Below are 14,780 nucleotides of genomic sequence, written 5' to 3'. Positions count from 1 at the left end.
TTCAGACCCGACCAAGGGCGAAGCCCTTGGCGATGTAGTTGCGAACGAAATAGATGACGAGCGCGCCCGGGATGATCGTCAGCACGCCGGCGGCGGCCAGCACGCCCCAGTCGAGCCCGGAGGCCGAGACCGTGCGTGTCATGGTCGCGGCGATCGGCTTGGCATCCGTTGTCGTCAGCGTGCGGGCGATCAGGAGCTCGACCCACGAGAACATGAAGCAGAAAAAGGCCGCGACGCCGATGCCGGAGGCGATCAGCGGCACGAAGATCTTCACGAAAAAGCGCGGGAAGGAATAGCCGTCGATATAGGCGGTCTCGTCGATCTCCTTCGGCACGCCGGACATGAAGCCTTCCAGGATCCAGACGGCAAGGGGCACGTTGAACAGGCAGTGCGCGATGGCCACAGCGATATGCGTGTCGATCAGGCCGAAGGCGGAATAGAGCTGGAAGAAGGGCAGAGCGAAAACCGCCGGCGGCGCCATCCGGTTGGTGAGCAACCAGAAGAACAGATGCTTGTCGCCGAGAAATCGGTAGCGCGAGAAGGCATAGGCGGCCGGCAGCGCCACCGTGACCGAGATGATGGTGTTCAGAACCACGTAGGTTATCGAGTTGATGTAGCCGTTGTACCAGGAAGGATCGGTGAAGATCACCGTGTAGTTCCGGAGCGTCGGATTCTGCGGCCATAGCGAAAAGGTGCTGAGGATCTCGCTCGTCTCCTTGAAGCTCATATTGACGAGCCAGTAGATCGGCAGGAGCAGGAAAACGATATAGAGTGTCGGCACCAGCCAGGAGAGGCGCTGCGAAAGTGGTTGCTTGTTGGTCATCATGATGTCTCCTCCCGCCTTTCTCAGCCTTGCGCGTCGCTCGTGGTCATCACCGTGTAGAAGATCCACGACAAGAGCAGGATGATGAGGAAGTAGATGATCGAGAGGGCTGCGGCCGGGCCGAGGTCGAATTGGCCGATCGCCGTCTTGACCAGATCAATGGACAGGAAGGTGGTCGAGTTGCCGGGACCGCCGCCGGTCACGACGAAGGGTTCCGTGTAGATCATGAAGCTGTCCATGAAGCGCAGCAGGAAAGCGATCAGAAGCACACGCTTCATCTTCGGAAGCTGGATGTAGCGGAAGACCGACCAGCGCGAGGCGCCGTCGATCTTGGCGGCCTGGTAATAGGCGTCGGGGATCGAGACCAGACCGGCATAGCAGAGCAGCACGACCAGGCTTGTCCAGTGCCAGACATCCATGACGATCAGCGTGACCCAGGCGTCGAACGGGTTCTGCACGTAATTATAATTGATGCCTAGCGAGGCGAGCGTGCGTCCGAGCAGGCCGATGTCGACGCGGCCGAAGACCTGCCAGATAGTGCCGACGACGTTCCACGGAATGAGCAGCGGCAGCGCCATCAGAACGAGGCAGATCGGCACGCCGATGCCCTTCTTCGGCATGTTGAGCGCGATGATGATGCCGAGCGGGATTTCTATCGAGAGAATGATTGCCGAAAAGATCAGGTTGCGCGTGAGTGCGTCCCAGAACCGGTCGGATTCGAGCACATCCAGGAACCAGTCGGTTCCGGCCCAGAAGAACTCGTTATTGCCGAAAGTGTCCTGTACCGAATAGTTGACGACGGTCATCAGCGGGATCACCGCCGAGAAAGCGACAAGCACCAGCACCGGCAGGACCATGAACCAGGCCTTGTTGTTCCAGGTCTTTTCCATATCAGGCCTCCCCGCCGACGCGCCAGGAATCGGCGTAGATATTGATTGCCTTCGGATCGAAGGTGACACGCGGCTCCGCGGGAATCTCACCGTCTTCGTCGACGATGATCGAGATCGGCCGGTCGGCGAAGCGGGCACGCACCACCTTATGGCGGCCGATATCCTCGACCTTGGTGACCGCAACCGGCATGCCTTCGCGGCCGAGCGAGATGAATTCCGGCCGGATGCCAAGCTCGGTCTTCGTGCCGGCCTTGACCTCAGGCCGGAAATCCAGCGCGATCCTCTGGTCGCCGATGGAGGCCGTGCTGCCGGCGATCTCGGCCGGCAACACGTTCATGCCCGGAGAGCCGATGAAATAGCCGACAAAGGTATGGCGTGGGCGCTCGAAGAGTTCGGCCGGCGTGCCGATCTGAACGATCTGGCCGTCATACATGACAACGACCTTGTCGGCGAAGGTGAGCGCCTCGGTCTGGTCGTGTGTCACATAAACCATGGTGAAGCCGAACTGCTTGTGCAGCCGCTTGATCTGTGAGCGCAGGACCCATTTCATTTCCGGATCGATGACGGTCAACGGCTCGTCGAAGAGAATGGCGCTGACGTCCGAGCGCACGAGGCCGCGGCCGAGCGAAATCTTCTGCTTCTGGTCGGCCGTCAGCCCGCGCGCAGTCTTCTTCGCCCAACTGACGAGCCCGGTCATTTCAAGGATTTCCTTGACGCGGCGGTCGACCTCGGTCTCCGGCACACGGCGGTTGCGCAGTGGAAATGCAAGATTGTCGTAGACGGTCATGGTGTCGTAGATGACCGGAAATTGAAACACCTGGGCGATGTTGCGCTGCTGCGTCGTCAGATGCGTCACGTCCGTGCCGTCGAAGAGAATGCGGCCCTCGGAGGGGTTGATCAGCCCCGATATGATGTTGAGCAGCGTGGTCTTGCCGCAGCCGGAGGGCCCGAGCAATGCGTAAGCGCCGCCGTCGTTCCACTCGTGATGTACTTCCTTCAGCGCATAATCGCTCTCCGACTTCGGCTTGGCGCCGTAAGCGTGGCGGATGTGTTCGAGATTGATGCGTGCCATGGTTTCCTCCCCGACGCCTTCCTCAGGCCCTTCCGCCGACCGCCCTGCCGTCCGGCCCGAAGGCCATAAGGTGGCGCGTGTCGACGAAGACTCTGAGGGTTGCGTCCGGTTCGATCTCGTGAATGCCGGGCGCGAGCATGACCCAGCGGGCGCCCGCGAACGCGACGTGAATGAAACTCTCGGACCCGGTGATTTCCGAGATCGCCGTCTTGACGGCAAGTGGTTGGTCGCTGCCGTTCGGCGGGTCGAAAGAAAGGTGGTGTGGCTGGAAAGCGACGGTACAGGGGCCGTCGGCGACGGCGCCGAGATGCACGGGAACGGGAAGCACGGGCTTGCCTTCGAGCGCGAAATGCGACCCGCTCTTCAGGAGGTCGATGGTATTGAGCGGCGGATCGGCAAATGTACGTGCCGTAACGATATCGACAGGTTGGCGATAGACGTCGATTGTGCGGCCGAACTGGGTGATCCTTCCCTCGCTCATCGTGGCGGTGTTGCCGCCGAGGAGAAGCGCTTCGGAAGGCTCGGTCGTCGCATAGACGAAGATCGCGCCTGATGCGGAGAAAATCTTCGGCAGCTCTTCGCGCAATTCCTCCCGCAGCTTGTAGTCGAGGTTCGCAAGCGGTTCGTCGAGCAGCACCAGATCGGCGTTCTTGACGATGGCGCGCGCAAGCGCCGTGCGCTGCTGCTGGCCGCCGGACAGGTTGAGAGGCGTGCGGTCGAGATATGGCGTAAGCTTCAGAAGTTCCGCCGCCTTGCGCACTTCGCGGTCGATGGTGGCGGCGTCGGCGCCCTTGATCCGCATAGGCGAGGCGATGTTCTCGTATACCGTCATCGCGGGATAGTTGATGAACTGCTGGTAGACCATGGCAACCGAGCGCTTCTGAACCGGAACGCCGGTAACGTCCGCATTGTCGAGATGGATCGAACCGGAGGCTGGCTTGTCGAGACCGGCCATCAGCCGCATCAGCGACGTCTTGCCGGAGAGCGTCGGGCCGAGCAGCACGTTCAGCGACCCCCTCTCCAGCACAAGGTCGGTCGGGTGGATGTGCATCTCGCCCCCCACGACCTTGGATATGTTCTTCATTTCAAGCATTGAATTCTCCACCCAGCCACCGGCGGTTCAGCCGTGGTATCTCAGGCGGCGGCGTTGGCCGCTGCCCGGATATATTCCTCCAGTTCCGCGATTTGCGCCCGCGAAAACTTCAGTCCCAGTTTCGTTCGGCGCCAAAGCACGTCTTCCGCGCCCAACGCCCATTCCCGTCCGATGAGCCAATCCACCTCCGCCGCGTAGAGATCCGCTCCGAAGTACCTTCCAAGATCGGCCTCGCTTGCGGCGTTGCCGAGAAGCTGCGCCGCAAGCCTCCCATAGAGCCGCACCAGCCGGCGGACATGCGAGGCAGCCAGAAACGGATAGCGCGACTTGAGCTTTTCCACCTCGTCTTCATAGCCTGTCGCCGGGAAGTCGCCGCCGGGAAGATGCGATCCGGCGGTCCATTTCCCGCCCTTGGCGCCAATAGCCTCGCCGATCTTGTCCAGAGCCGATTCCGCAAGCCGCCGGTAGGTGGTGAGCTTGCCGCCGAAGACATTGAGCAGCGGCGCATCGCCGTTCTCGACGCGCAGCACATAGTCGCGGGTCGCTTCCTGGGCTTTACTCGCGCCGTCGTCGTAAAGGGGACGAACGGCGGAATAGGTCCAGACGATATCGTCCCTCGTGACCGGATCTTTGAAATATTCGCTCGCCGCCGCGCAGAGATAGTCGATTTCTGCGTCACTGATGCGCACATCCGCCGGATTGCCGGCAAAATCGTGATCTGTCGTTCCGATGAGTGTGAAATCGTTCTGGTAGGGAATGGCGAACATGATCCGCCCGTCCGGGTTCTGGAAGAAATAGGCCCGCGTATCGTCGAACTTTTTCGTTAAGACGATATGGCTGCCCTGGACGAGGCGGACATTGCGGACGTCCTTCTTTCCGACGGCTTCGGAGAGAATCCGGTCCACCCAGGGACCTGCGGCATTGACGAGCATGCGGGCGCCCAGCGTCTCGCGCGCTCCCGTCGTGACATCCTCGATCTCTATCGTCCAACGTCCGGATGCGCGCCGTGCTGAGACGACGCGGGTACGGGCCATGATCCGCGCGCCGCGATCGGCGGCATCGCGTGCGTTCAAGACCACGAGGCGGGCATCGTCGACCCACCCATCCGAATATTCGAAAGCCTTGGAGAAGAGGCGCTTCAAGGGCACGCCGGCCGGATCCCGGGTCAAGTCAAGAGTGCTTGTCGCCGGCAGGCGCTTGCGGCCGCCAATATGGTCGTAGAGGAAGAGGCCGAGACGGATCAGCCAGGCGGGCCGTGGGCCGCCCTTGTGGAAAGGCAGAACGAACCGCATCGGCCAAATGACATGCGGCGCCATCGCCCAGAGGACTTCGCGCTCCATCAAGGCTTCGCGTACGAGGCGGAACTCATAATATTCGAGATAGCGCAGGCCGCCATGGATGAGCTTGGTCGAGCCGGAAGACGTTCCCGAGGCGAAATCGTTCATCTCCGCAAGCGCGACGGAATATCCCCGACCGGCCGCATCACGCGCAATGCCGCATCCGTTGATGCCGCCGCCTATGACGAAGACGTCGAAGATCGCCTGCTCTGACACTCTGTTCCCCTCCACTTTTCGCAACGCACAATTCCACGCAATCGCGAAAGTGAAAACAGTTAAAGCGAAAATATTTCGAATGTCAAACGAATGTTTGGGCGACACTATCCTTGCGTTCCAAGGCGGATCAAGTCTCGGTCTCCAGCAGCCGCACATCCCGGTCCGCACAGATTTTGCGAACATTTTCAACGGTGCAGCGATCGGTAATGAAGGTTTGCACTTGTGAGATATGACCGATACGCACCGGCGCCGTGCGTTCGAATTTCGTCGAATCCGAAACCAGGATGACATGGCGGGCATTGGCGATGATCGCCTGCGCCACTTTCACTTCGCGGTAGTCGAAGTCCAGAAGCGCGCCATCCGGGTCGATCGCCGAGGCGCCGATCACCGCGAAATCCACCTTGAACTGCTTGATGAAATCGACGGCGGCCTCCCCGACGATGCCGCCGTCCGAACCGCGTACGACCCCGCCGGCAATAACCACTTCGATCGTGGGGAACACACGCAACCTGTTGGCGACGTTTATATTGTTGGTGATGACCATCAGTTCCCGATGGTCGAGAAGTGCCTCTCCGACCGCTTCCGTTGTCGTGCCGATATTGATGAACAGCGAGGAATTGTCCGGAATGAGGCTAGCCGCGGCGCGTCCGATCGCCTGCTTCTCGGCCGCTGCGATCTGGCGGCGAGATTCGTATTTGACGTTTTCCTTGCCGCTCGGAAAGATGGCGCCGCCATGGATGCGGTTCAAAACTCTTGCATCGCAAAGATCGTTCAGATCCTTGCGGATCGTTTGGGGTGTCACCGAAAAACGCTGGGCGAGGTCTTCGACCAGTACGCGGCCCTCCGCTTTCGCCAGCTCCAGGATCTCCGCCTGTCGTTCGGTCAGGTACATTCAACGCCCCTCGCTTTTCGTTTTCTTTCATAATATGCAAAAACGAAAGTGGCGCAATTTGTGTTTGGGCATATCCAACACGTTCGATTTTCATTGCGGCTTACACCCGATATGCGCTGTAATCCTTGCGGACGCGCCAGTCGGAACGGTACGGGAGGGCGAAAGAGAATGTATCATCCGGCCTTGTTCAAGGGCATGAACGTGGTGGTTACCGGCGGCGGGAGGGGCATTGGCCTCGAGGTCGCGCGGCAGTTCCTGGATTGCGGTGCCCGTGTTCTGGTGCATCTGGGGCGGACGATCGCATCCGACCGCCCGGAGTTTCTCGATCTTGCAGCGGCAGAGGGCAGGGCATTCCTCACGGCGGCGGATTTCCTTTCGGACGGGGGCGTGGAGAGCCTTGCCGACGCGGTGAGGAGCCGTTTCGACAGCGTCGACGTTCTCGTCAACAATGCCGGCACGATGGTCGGTCGTTTTCCGGCCGGCGAACTCACCGACGACGACTACCGCACTGTCGTGAAGCTCAACCAGACCTCGGTGGTCGAGATGACCCGGACGATGTTACCGCTCCTGCGCAAGGGCACGCACCCGGCGATCGTCAACACCGTCTCCATCTCGGCACGCGCGGGCGGCAGTCCCGGCTCTTCGATCTATTCCGCCACCAAGGCCTTCGTTTCCACCTATTCCAAGGCTCTGGCGCGCGAACTTGCGCCGGAAGGCATCCGCGTCAACTGCGTCTCGCCCGGCACGATCGCGACGGATTTCCACGAACGCTATTCGACGCCGGAGAAGCTCGAGGCGACGCGTAAGACGATTCCGCTAGGTCGGCTGGGGATGGCCGAGGATTGCGCGCCAGCCTACCTCTTCCTCGCTTCGCACGCGCTTTCAGGTTACATCACCGGCCAGGTTCTGGAGGTGAACGGTGGGCAGCTCATCGCTTGAGCGCGCGTCCGCCCCCCATCCGCCTGCCGGTGCCTTCTCCCCGCCTGCGGGGGTGAGGGGCAAAAACGCGTGCACTGAGTGAGCCGGTCATGATCGACAAGCTGGAATTCTTTCTCGCACTTGCCCGGGAGCGGCACTTCGGCCGGGCGGCGGAGGAGTGCGGCGTGACGCAACCGACGCTTTCGGCGGCGATCCGTCAGCTTGAAGAACAGCTCGGCGTCATCCTGGTCAATCGCGGATCACGTTTCCAGGGGCTGACACCCGAAGGGCAGCGGGTGCTGGAATGGGCACGGCGGATCGTCAGCGACACCCGTACGATGCGTGAAGAGATGCGTGCAGCCCGAAAAGGTCTGTCGGGTCATATCCGCCTCGCCGCAATACCGACGACACTCTCCATGGTGCCGATGATAACCGCACCGTTCCAGGAGAAGCATCCGGACGTCACTTTCTCCGTCCTTTCCACCACATCGCTGCAGATACTGGCGCTACTCGAAAACCTCGAGATCGATGCCGGCCTGACCTATCTCGAGAATGAGCCGCTCGGCCGGGTAACGAGCGTGCCGCTGCAGATCGAGCAATATCATCTGGTTACGGCCGCCGACACGGCCCTTTCGGATCGCGAAAGCGTGACCTGGAAGGAAGTGAGCGGCATTCGGCTTTGTCTATTGACGGCCGATATGCAGAACCGCCGCATCATCAACCAGCACTTTGCAGAGGCCGGTGCGGTCCCGAGCCCTACACTCGAATCGAATTCGATGATCGTGCTCTTCTCCCATGTCCGAACCGGACGATGGGCGAGCATCATGCCTTTTAACGTAGCGAAATCATTCGGCTTTCACGAGGATATCCGGATGATACCGATTGTCGATCCGGACGTCCATCATACGGTCGGGCTGGTCGCCACCTATCGTGAGCCGTTCACGCCCTTGGTCTCCGCACTGCTGCATGAGGCGCGCATGCTCGGTGAGCGCAATAAAGCTCAATAGAAATTTCCTATCGACCAACGGAACAGCCTTATTGACCCGTGGAAGCATACGCGCGAAGCTTATTTCCTGGGCAAAGAGCGTGAAATCTCCGATCTTTGCCAATTGGTTGAGACAGCGGCGCGACGACGGTCGAGAAAACTTGACCAATGCGGCCGCGAGCCGGGAGGGCTCCTTCAGTGAATATCCATCTGCCGCGCGCAGACGTGACCGAACGGACGCTGGCGATCGTCGGCGAACTCAAGAGGCTCGAAGGCCCGCTTATTCCCATTCTGCACGAGATTCAGGACGAGTTCGGCTACGTGCCTGAGGAGAGCCTGCCGGTGATCGCACAGGAGCTCAATCTGTCGCGCGCCGAAGTCTATGGCGTCGTCACCTTCTATCACGATTTCCGCGAGCACCCGGCCGGACGCCATGTGCTCAAGCTCTGTCGCGCCGAAGCCTGCCAGTCGATGGGCGGCGACCGGCTTGCCGAGCGCGCCAAGGCGCTTCTCGGGATCGATTTCCACGAGACGACGCCGGATGGCGCCGTCACGCTCGAGCCCGTTTACTGTCTTGGGCTCTGTTCCTGCTCGCCGTCGGCGATGCTCGACGGCGAGCTTCATGCGCGGCTCGATGAGGCGGTGCTCGACGCGCTGGTCGCGGAGGCCCGCCAATGACTGTAAGAATCTTTATTCCCCGGGATGCAGCAGCCTTGGCGCTCGGCGCCGAAAGCGTGGTGGAGGCGATTTCCGGCGAGATCGCCGCTCGCGCGCTCGACGCCACGATCGTCCGCAACGGCTCTCGCGGCATGCACTGGCTGGAGCCGCTGGTCGAAATCGAAACGGCCGATGGGCGCGTCGCCTACGGGCCGGTGAAAGCGGGCGACGTGGCCTCGCTTTTCGATGCCGGGCTGACTTCGGGTGGTGCGCATCCGCTCTGTCTCGGCAAGACCGAGGAAATTCCGTTCCTCAAGCGACAGACGCGGCTTACCTTTGCCCGCTGCGGTGTCATCGACCCGCTCTCGCTCGATGATTATCGGGCTCATGGAGGCCTGCGCGGCCTCGAAAGAGCAGTCGTCATGCAGCCTGCGGCGATCGTTGCCGAGGTCACGGAAAGCGGTCTTCGTGGCCGCGGCGGTGCCGGCTTCCCGACCGGGATCAAATGGAAGACCGTGCTCGAAACGCCGGGTGCGCGGAAATACATCGTCTGCAATGCCGACGAGGGTGACAGTGGCACATTCGCAGACCGTATGATCATGGAAGGCGACCCCTTCGTGCTGATCGAGGGCATGGCGATCGCCGGCATCGCGACTGGCGCAACCAAGGGCTACATCTATACGCGCTCGGAATATCCGCATGCGATCGCGGTGATGAGCGCAGCGGTCGAGATCGCCCGGGCCGCCGGTGTGCTCGGCACCTCTGTGCTCGGCTCTGCGCATGCCTTCGATATGGAGGTTCGCACCGGCGCCGGCGCCTATGTCTGCGGCGAGGAGACTTCGCTCCTGAACAGCCTCGAAGGCAAGCGCGGACTGGTGCGCGCCAAGCCGCCGCTGCCGGCGCATAAGGGCCTTTTCGATCGCCCGACCGTCATCAACAACGTCATCTCGCTCGCGTCCGTACCGGTGATTCTCGACAAGGGTGCCGGCTACTATCGCGATTTCGGCATGGGCCGGTCGCGCGGAACGATCCCGCTGCAGATCGCCGGCAATGTAAGGCATGGCGGGCTTTTCGAAACCGCTTTCGGCCTGACGCTTGGCGAGATCGTCGACGAGATCGGCGGCGGCACCGCGAGCGGCAGACCCGTGAAGGCCGTGCAGGTCGGCGGTCCGCTTGGCGCCTATTTCCCACGGGCGCTGTTCGATACGCCATTCGACTACGAAGCCTTCGCCGCCAGGGACGGGCTTATCGGTCATGCCGGCATCGTCGTCTTCGACGACACGGCCGACATGCTGAAGCAGGCGCGTTTCGCCATGGAATTCTGCGCCATAGAGAGCTGCGGCAAGTGCACGCCCTGCCGCATAGGTTCCATACGCGGTGTCGAGGTTGCCGACGCGATCGCGGCCGGCATCGAGCCGGAAAAGAATCGAGTGCTGCTTGCCGATCTCTGCAACACGATGAAGTTCGGCTCTCTTTGCGCACTCGGCGGCTTTACGCCCTATCCGGTGATGAGCGCCATGACGCATTTCCCGGAGGATTTTTCACCAGTGCCGATGGTGGAGGCTGCGGAATGATAATGGCGGCCATGGCACACGGAACCTTGACAGAGCCGGCTATCGCATCCGCCCCGAACGTAATTTCTCAGGAGTCCCGCTAATGTCTCTCATTCATGAAATCGACTACGGCACTCCTGCTTCCAAATCCGAAAAGCTGGTGACGCTGACGATCGACGGACGCGAGATCACCGTGCCGGAAGGCACCTCGATCATGCGCGCGGCAATGGAAGCGGGCATCGAGGTGCCGAAGCTTTGCGCTTCCGACATGATGGATGCCTTCGGCTCCTGCCGGCTCTGTCTCGTCGAAATCGATGGGCGCGCTGGGATGCCGGCCTCCTGCACGACGCCGGTTTCGGCAGGCATCAGCGTTTCGACGCAGACACAGCGGCTGAAGGATGTCCGCCGCGGCGTCATGGAACTCTATATTTCCGACCATCCGCTCGACTGCCTTACCTGCGCAGCCAACGGCGATTGCGAGCTGCAGGATATGGCTGGCGCCGTGGGCCTGCGCGATGTGCGCTACGGCTATGACGGCGAGAACCATGTGACGGCGCGCAACAATGGCGAAATCAACGCCAAATGGATGCCGAAGGACGAATCGAACCCCTATTTCACCTATGATCCGGCGAAGTGCATCGTCTGCTCGCGCTGCGTGCGGGCGTGCGAGGAAGTGCAGGGAACTTTCGCGCTGACGATCAGCGGCCGTGGCTTCGATTCACGCGTATCGGCCGGCATGAACGAGGACTTCGTCTCCTCCGAATGCGTTTCCTGCGGCGCCTGCGTTCAGGCCTGCCCGACCGCGACGCTGACGGAAAAATCGGTGATAGAAATCGGCCAGCCCGAGCATTCTGTCGTCACCACCTGCGCCTATTGCGGCGTCGGCTGCTCCTTCAAGGCGGAGATGCGCGGCGAGGAGCTGGTGCGCATGGTGCCATGGAAGGACGGGCAGGCGAACCGCGGCCATTCCTGCGTAAAGGGCCGCTTTGCCTATGGTTATTCCAACCACAAGGACCGCATTCTCAATCCGATGATCCGCGAGAAGGTCACCGATGCCTGGCGCGAGGTCACCTGGGAGGAAGCTTTCGCCCATGTCGCCTCCGAGTTCCGCCGGATCCAGTACCAGTACGGCCGTGATTCCGTCGGCGGCATCACGTCTTCGCGCTGCACCAATGAGGAGACCTTTCTGGTGCAGAAGCTGGTGCGCGCCGGTTTCGGCAACAACAATGTCGACACCTGCGCCCGCGTCTGCCATTCGCCGACCGGCTACGGCCTCAACCAGACCTTCGGCACCTCCGCCGGCACGCAGGATTTCGACAGCGTGGAGCACACGGATGTTGCGGTCATCATCGGTGCCAACCCGACCGACGGTCATCCGGTCTTCGCCTCGCGGCTGAAGAAGCGGCTGCGCCAGGGCGCCAAGCTGATCGTCATCGATCCGCGCCGGATCGACCTCGTCCGCTCGGCCCATGTCGAAGCGTCCTACCATCTGCCGCTGAAGCCAGGTACCAACGTCGCCATCCTGACCGCGCTGGCGCATGTCATCGTCACCGAGGGTATTGGTAACGAAGCCTTCATCCGCGAGCGCTGCGACTGGTCGGAATTCGAGGACTGGGCAGCCTTCGTCGCCGAGCCGCATCACAGCCCGGAAGCGACCGCGGCCTATACCGGCGTTCGGGCCGATCTGGTGCGCGGAGCCGCGCGGCTTTACGCGACCGGCGGCAATGGCGCGATCTATTACGGCCTTGGCGTCACCGAGCACAGCCAGGGCTCGACGACAGTGATGGCGATCGCGAACCTCGCCATGCTCACCGGCAACATCGGCCGGCCGGGCGTTGGCGTCAATCCGCTGCGCGGCCAGAACAACGTCCAGGGCTCCTGCGACATGGGCTCCTTCCCACATGAGCTTCCCGGCTACCGGCATATTTCGGACGATGCAACGCGCGAGATCTTCGAAAAGCTCTGGGGCGTGAAGCTCAACCACGAGCCGGGACTGCGCATTCCCAACATGCTCGACGCCGCCGTCGAGGGCACCTTCAAGGGCCTGTACGTCCAGGGGGAGGACATTCTGCAGTCGGACCCCGACACGAAGCACGTCGCGGCCGGCCTTGCCGCCATGGAGTGCGTCGTGGTGCACGACCTCTTCCTCAACGAGACGGCGAACTACGCTCATGTCTTCCTGCCGGGCTCGACCTTCCTCGAAAAGGACGGAACCTTCACCAATGCCGAGCGCCGCATCAACCGCGTCCGGCGCGTCATGCGGCCGAAGAACGGCTATGCCGATTGGGAGGTGACGCAGAAGATGGCGCAAGCCATGGGGCTTGCCTGGAATTACCGTCATCCGTCCGAGATCATGGACGAGATCGCCGCTACGACGCCGAGCTTTGCCATGGTCTCCTACGACTATCTGGACAAGATGGGCTCGGTGCAGTGGCCGTGCAACGAAAAGGCGCCGCTCGGCTCGCCGATCATGCATGTGGACGGTTTCGTACGCGGCAAGGGCAAGTTCATCCGCACCGAATATGTGGCGACCGACGAGAGAACCGGCCCCCGCTTCCCGCTGCTTCTGACGACCGGCCGTATTCTCAGCCAGTACAATGTCGGTGCCCAGACGCGGCGCACGGAGAACGTCGTCTGGCATGCGGAAGACCGGCTGGAAATCCATCCGCACGACGCCGAGCAGCGCGGCATTCGCGACGGCGACTGGGTCAGGCTCGCCAGCCGCTCGGGCGACACGACGCTCCGCGCGCTGATCACCGACCGAGTCGCACCTGGCGTCGTCTATACGACCTTCCATCACCCCTCGACGCAGGCGAACGTGATCACCACCGACTTTACCGACTGGGCGACCAACTGCCCGGAATACAAGGTGACGGCGGTGCAGGTCTCGCCGTCGAACGGCCCCTCCGACTGGCAGCGTGATTATGATGAGCAGGCGCGCCAGTCGCGTCGCATCGCCGGCAAGCTGGAGGCGGCGGAATAGGATCGGGCATGGCGGGCAAGCGCGTTTCGACCTCTCCAACGGTTGTTCCGGCCGGCGCCGGCGGCGCGCCCCGACCAGGAACGACGGCGACGGTTGCCGAGGCTGCACGGCGCGGCGGTATCTTCGTCGCGCAATCGCGGGTGGTGCCCGAGGAAATGCCGGTTGCCTTCACCTATGGCGGTTCGACTCATGCGGTGATGATGGCGACGCCCGCCGACCTCGAGGATTTCGCCACCGGCTTCAGCCTCACTGAAGGGATCATCACCGGTCCCGAACAGATAGACGACATAGACATCGTTGCCGAGGAGAAGGGCATCGACCTGCAGATCAGGCTCAAGGACGAGCAGAACGACGCTCTGCGCCTCAGGCGTCGCCACATGGCCGGGCCGGTCGGTTGCGGCCTCTGCGGTATAGAGTCGATCGACGAGGCCGTTCGCCCGACGCCGGACGTCTCCGGCTCGCTGCTTCGCCTTTCCGAGCAGGACGTGGTGGACGCAGTCGCGCTTCTCAATGGTCAGCAGCCGCTGCATTTCGAGACACGCGCCGTCCACGGTGCTGCCTTCTATGTGCCGGGGCGCGGGCTGATCGCGGTTCGCGAGGATGTCGGTCGCCATAATGCGCTGGACAAGCTCACCGGAGCGGCCGCCCGCGCCGGGTTCAGGGGCGCTCAAGGCGCAGTCGTCGTCACCTCGCGCGTCTCGGTCGAGATGGTGCAGAAAACCGCGATCGCCGGAAGCCCGGTGATCATCGCCATTTCCGCACCCACGGCGCTCGCGATCCGCACGGCGGAGGGGGCGGGCATGACCCTCATTGCGCTTGTCCGCGGTGACGAGTTTGAAATCTTCACCCATGCGGAGCGCATCGCTCGCCATGACGAGGTGCCTGCGTCCTTATCCGCCCGCGCACCGCTATTCTGAATCGGAGCAATTCGCCCATGTCTGAAAACCCGAACGCCAAGCTCATTTATATGGCGAACCAGATTGCCACCTTCTTCCTGACTCAGCCGGCGGCAGGGGCGGCCGATGGCGTGGCGACGCATATCAACAAATATTGGGAGCCGCGCATGCGCCGCAAACTCTTCGAGCATATCGCGCATGGCGGTGAAGGTTTGAACCCGCTGGTGCTCGAGGCGGCTGAGAAAATCCGTCGTCCGGAAGCGGTTTAAGGCACTTCAGGAAGGCTCGTCCCCTTCGTGCTTTGCGGTATTGGCAGGGAGAGCGGCGCGTTCGGGTTGCGCGGTATCGCTGCACCTATTCCCCTCATTCATGTGCTCGTCACAGGAATCCTGTGTGTCGAAACTGTGCTTATATGGGTGCGGGCGGAAGGCCGTCGGAATCCTGGTCTTTAAAGACCGTGTGCTG

At 61.9% G+C, this 14,780-nt stretch carries 13 protein-coding genes; 7 read left to right on the top strand and 6 right to left on the bottom strand.

Translation table 11 applies throughout. The features are described from left to right. Position 1: 1 nt before the first annotated feature. From FB009_RS07750 to FB009_RS07725, 6 genes are all read right to left on the bottom strand, one after another. Entirely contained in the window at positions 2-826 is an 825-nt protein-coding gene (locus FB009_RS07750; protein ID WP_012067119.1) for a carbohydrate ABC transporter permease, read from the bottom strand. Between the two features lie 20 nt (positions 827-846). Beyond that, positions 847-1,713: a carbohydrate ABC transporter permease gene (locus FB009_RS07745; RefSeq protein ID WP_012067118.1), complete on the bottom strand. Its 867-nt coding sequence runs from the start codon at positions 1,711-1,713 to the stop codon at positions 847-849. Between the two features lies 1 nt (position 1,714). Continuing rightward, positions 1,715-2,785 carry an ABC transporter ATP-binding protein gene (locus FB009_RS07740; RefSeq protein WP_012067117.1) on the bottom strand — a complete coding sequence of 357 codons (1,071 nt, stop codon included), beginning with the start codon at positions 2,783-2,785 and terminating at the stop codon, positions 1,715-1,717. 22 nt (positions 2,786-2,807) lie between these two features. Then, positions 2,808-3,878: an ABC transporter ATP-binding protein gene (locus tag FB009_RS07735; protein WP_012067116.1), complete on the bottom strand. Its 1,071-nt coding sequence runs from the start codon at positions 3,876-3,878 to the stop codon at positions 2,808-2,810. 41 nt (positions 3,879-3,919) lie between these two features. Continuing rightward, complete coding sequence (gene glpD / locus FB009_RS07730) at positions 3,920-5,431, bottom strand: glycerol-3-phosphate dehydrogenase (protein ID WP_012067115.1); 1,512 nt, start codon at positions 5,429-5,431, stop codon at positions 3,920-3,922. A gap of 127 nt (positions 5,432-5,558) precedes the next feature. Continuing rightward, positions 5,559-6,323 carry a DeoR/GlpR family DNA-binding transcription regulator gene (locus FB009_RS07725; RefSeq protein WP_012067114.1) on the bottom strand — a complete coding sequence of 255 codons (765 nt, stop codon included), beginning with the start codon at positions 6,321-6,323 and terminating at the stop codon, positions 5,559-5,561. A 168-nt stretch (positions 6,324-6,491) separates the two neighbouring features. Here FB009_RS07725 and FB009_RS07720 point away from each other — a divergent pair, with 168 nt between their 5' ends. From FB009_RS07720 to FB009_RS07690, 7 genes are all read left to right on the top strand, one after another. After that, positions 6,492-7,262, top strand: coding sequence for an SDR family NAD(P)-dependent oxidoreductase (locus FB009_RS07720; RefSeq protein ID WP_012067113.1), 771 nt, complete (start codon positions 6,492-6,494; stop codon positions 7,260-7,262). Between the two features lie 89 nt (positions 7,263-7,351). Further along, positions 7,352-8,248, top strand: a complete 897-nt coding sequence (locus tag FB009_RS07715; protein WP_012067112.1) for a LysR family transcriptional regulator — start codon at positions 7,352-7,354, stop codon at positions 8,246-8,248. A gap of 176 nt (positions 8,249-8,424) precedes the next feature. Continuing rightward, positions 8,425-8,904, top strand: a complete 480-nt coding sequence (locus FB009_RS07710; RefSeq protein ID WP_012067111.1) for a formate dehydrogenase subunit gamma — start codon at positions 8,425-8,427, stop codon at positions 8,902-8,904. Then, positions 8,901-10,457, top strand: a complete 1,557-nt coding sequence (locus FB009_RS07705; protein WP_012067110.1) for a formate dehydrogenase beta subunit — start codon at positions 8,901-8,903, stop codon at positions 10,455-10,457. Before FB009_RS07710 ends, FB009_RS07705 begins: the two co-directional genes overlap by 4 nt. Before the next feature lie 82 nt (positions 10,458-10,539). Beyond that, complete coding sequence (gene fdhF, locus FB009_RS07700; protein WP_028054298.1) at positions 10,540-13,419, top strand: formate dehydrogenase subunit alpha; 2,880 nt, start codon at positions 10,540-10,542, stop codon at positions 13,417-13,419. An 8-nt stretch (positions 13,420-13,427) separates the two neighbouring features. Beyond that, on the top strand, positions 13,428-14,336 hold the full coding sequence (gene fdhD, locus FB009_RS07695; RefSeq protein ID WP_012067108.1) for a formate dehydrogenase accessory sulfurtransferase FdhD: 909 nt from the start codon (positions 13,428-13,430) through the stop codon (positions 14,334-14,336). A 17-nt stretch (positions 14,337-14,353) separates the two neighbouring features. Next, a complete protein-coding gene (locus FB009_RS07690) occupies positions 14,354-14,584 on the top strand; it encodes a formate dehydrogenase subunit delta (RefSeq protein ID WP_012067107.1) in 231 nt (76 codons plus the stop codon). Positions 14,585-14,780 lie beyond the last annotated feature (196 nt).

This window comes from Sinorhizobium medicae, from assembly GCF_007827695.1.
GTDB lineage: Bacteria > Pseudomonadota > Alphaproteobacteria > Rhizobiales > Rhizobiaceae > Sinorhizobium > Sinorhizobium medicae.
This window is presented reverse-complemented; position numbering and strand designations above follow the sequence as displayed.

Excerpts from the sequence above, each read along its gene's own strand:
- FB009_RS07750 (WP_012067119.1), bottom strand. The coding sequence starts at position 826 with ATGATGACCAACAAGCAACCACTTTCGCAGCGCCTCTCCTGGCTGGTG.
- FB009_RS07725 (WP_012067114.1), bottom strand. The coding sequence starts at position 6,323 with ATGTACCTGACCGAACGACAGGCGGAGATCCTGGAGCTGGCGAAAGCG.
- FB009_RS07690 (WP_012067107.1), top strand. The coding sequence starts at position 14,354 with ATGTCTGAAAACCCGAACGCCAAGCTCATTTATATGGCGAACCAGATT.
- FB009_RS07745 (WP_012067118.1), bottom strand. The coding sequence starts at position 1,713 with ATGGAAAAGACCTGGAACAACAAGGCCTGGTTCATGGTCCTGCCGGTG.
- FB009_RS07740 (WP_012067117.1), bottom strand. The coding sequence starts at position 2,785 with ATGGCACGCATCAATCTCGAACACATCCGCCACGCTTACGGCGCCAAG.
- fdhF (WP_028054298.1), top strand. The coding sequence starts at position 10,540 with ATGTCTCTCATTCATGAAATCGACTACGGCACTCCTGCTTCCAAATCC.
- fdhD (WP_012067108.1), top strand. The coding sequence starts at position 13,428 with ATGGCGGGCAAGCGCGTTTCGACCTCTCCAACGGTTGTTCCGGCCGGC.
- FB009_RS07720 (WP_012067113.1), top strand. The coding sequence starts at position 6,492 with ATGTATCATCCGGCCTTGTTCAAGGGCATGAACGTGGTGGTTACCGGC.
- FB009_RS07715 (WP_012067112.1), top strand. The coding sequence starts at position 7,352 with ATGATCGACAAGCTGGAATTCTTTCTCGCACTTGCCCGGGAGCGGCAC.
- FB009_RS07735 (WP_012067116.1), bottom strand. The coding sequence starts at position 3,878 with ATGCTTGAAATGAAGAACATATCCAAGGTCGTGGGGGGCGAGATGCAC.
- FB009_RS07705 (WP_012067110.1), top strand. The coding sequence starts at position 8,901 with ATGACTGTAAGAATCTTTATTCCCCGGGATGCAGCAGCCTTGGCGCTC.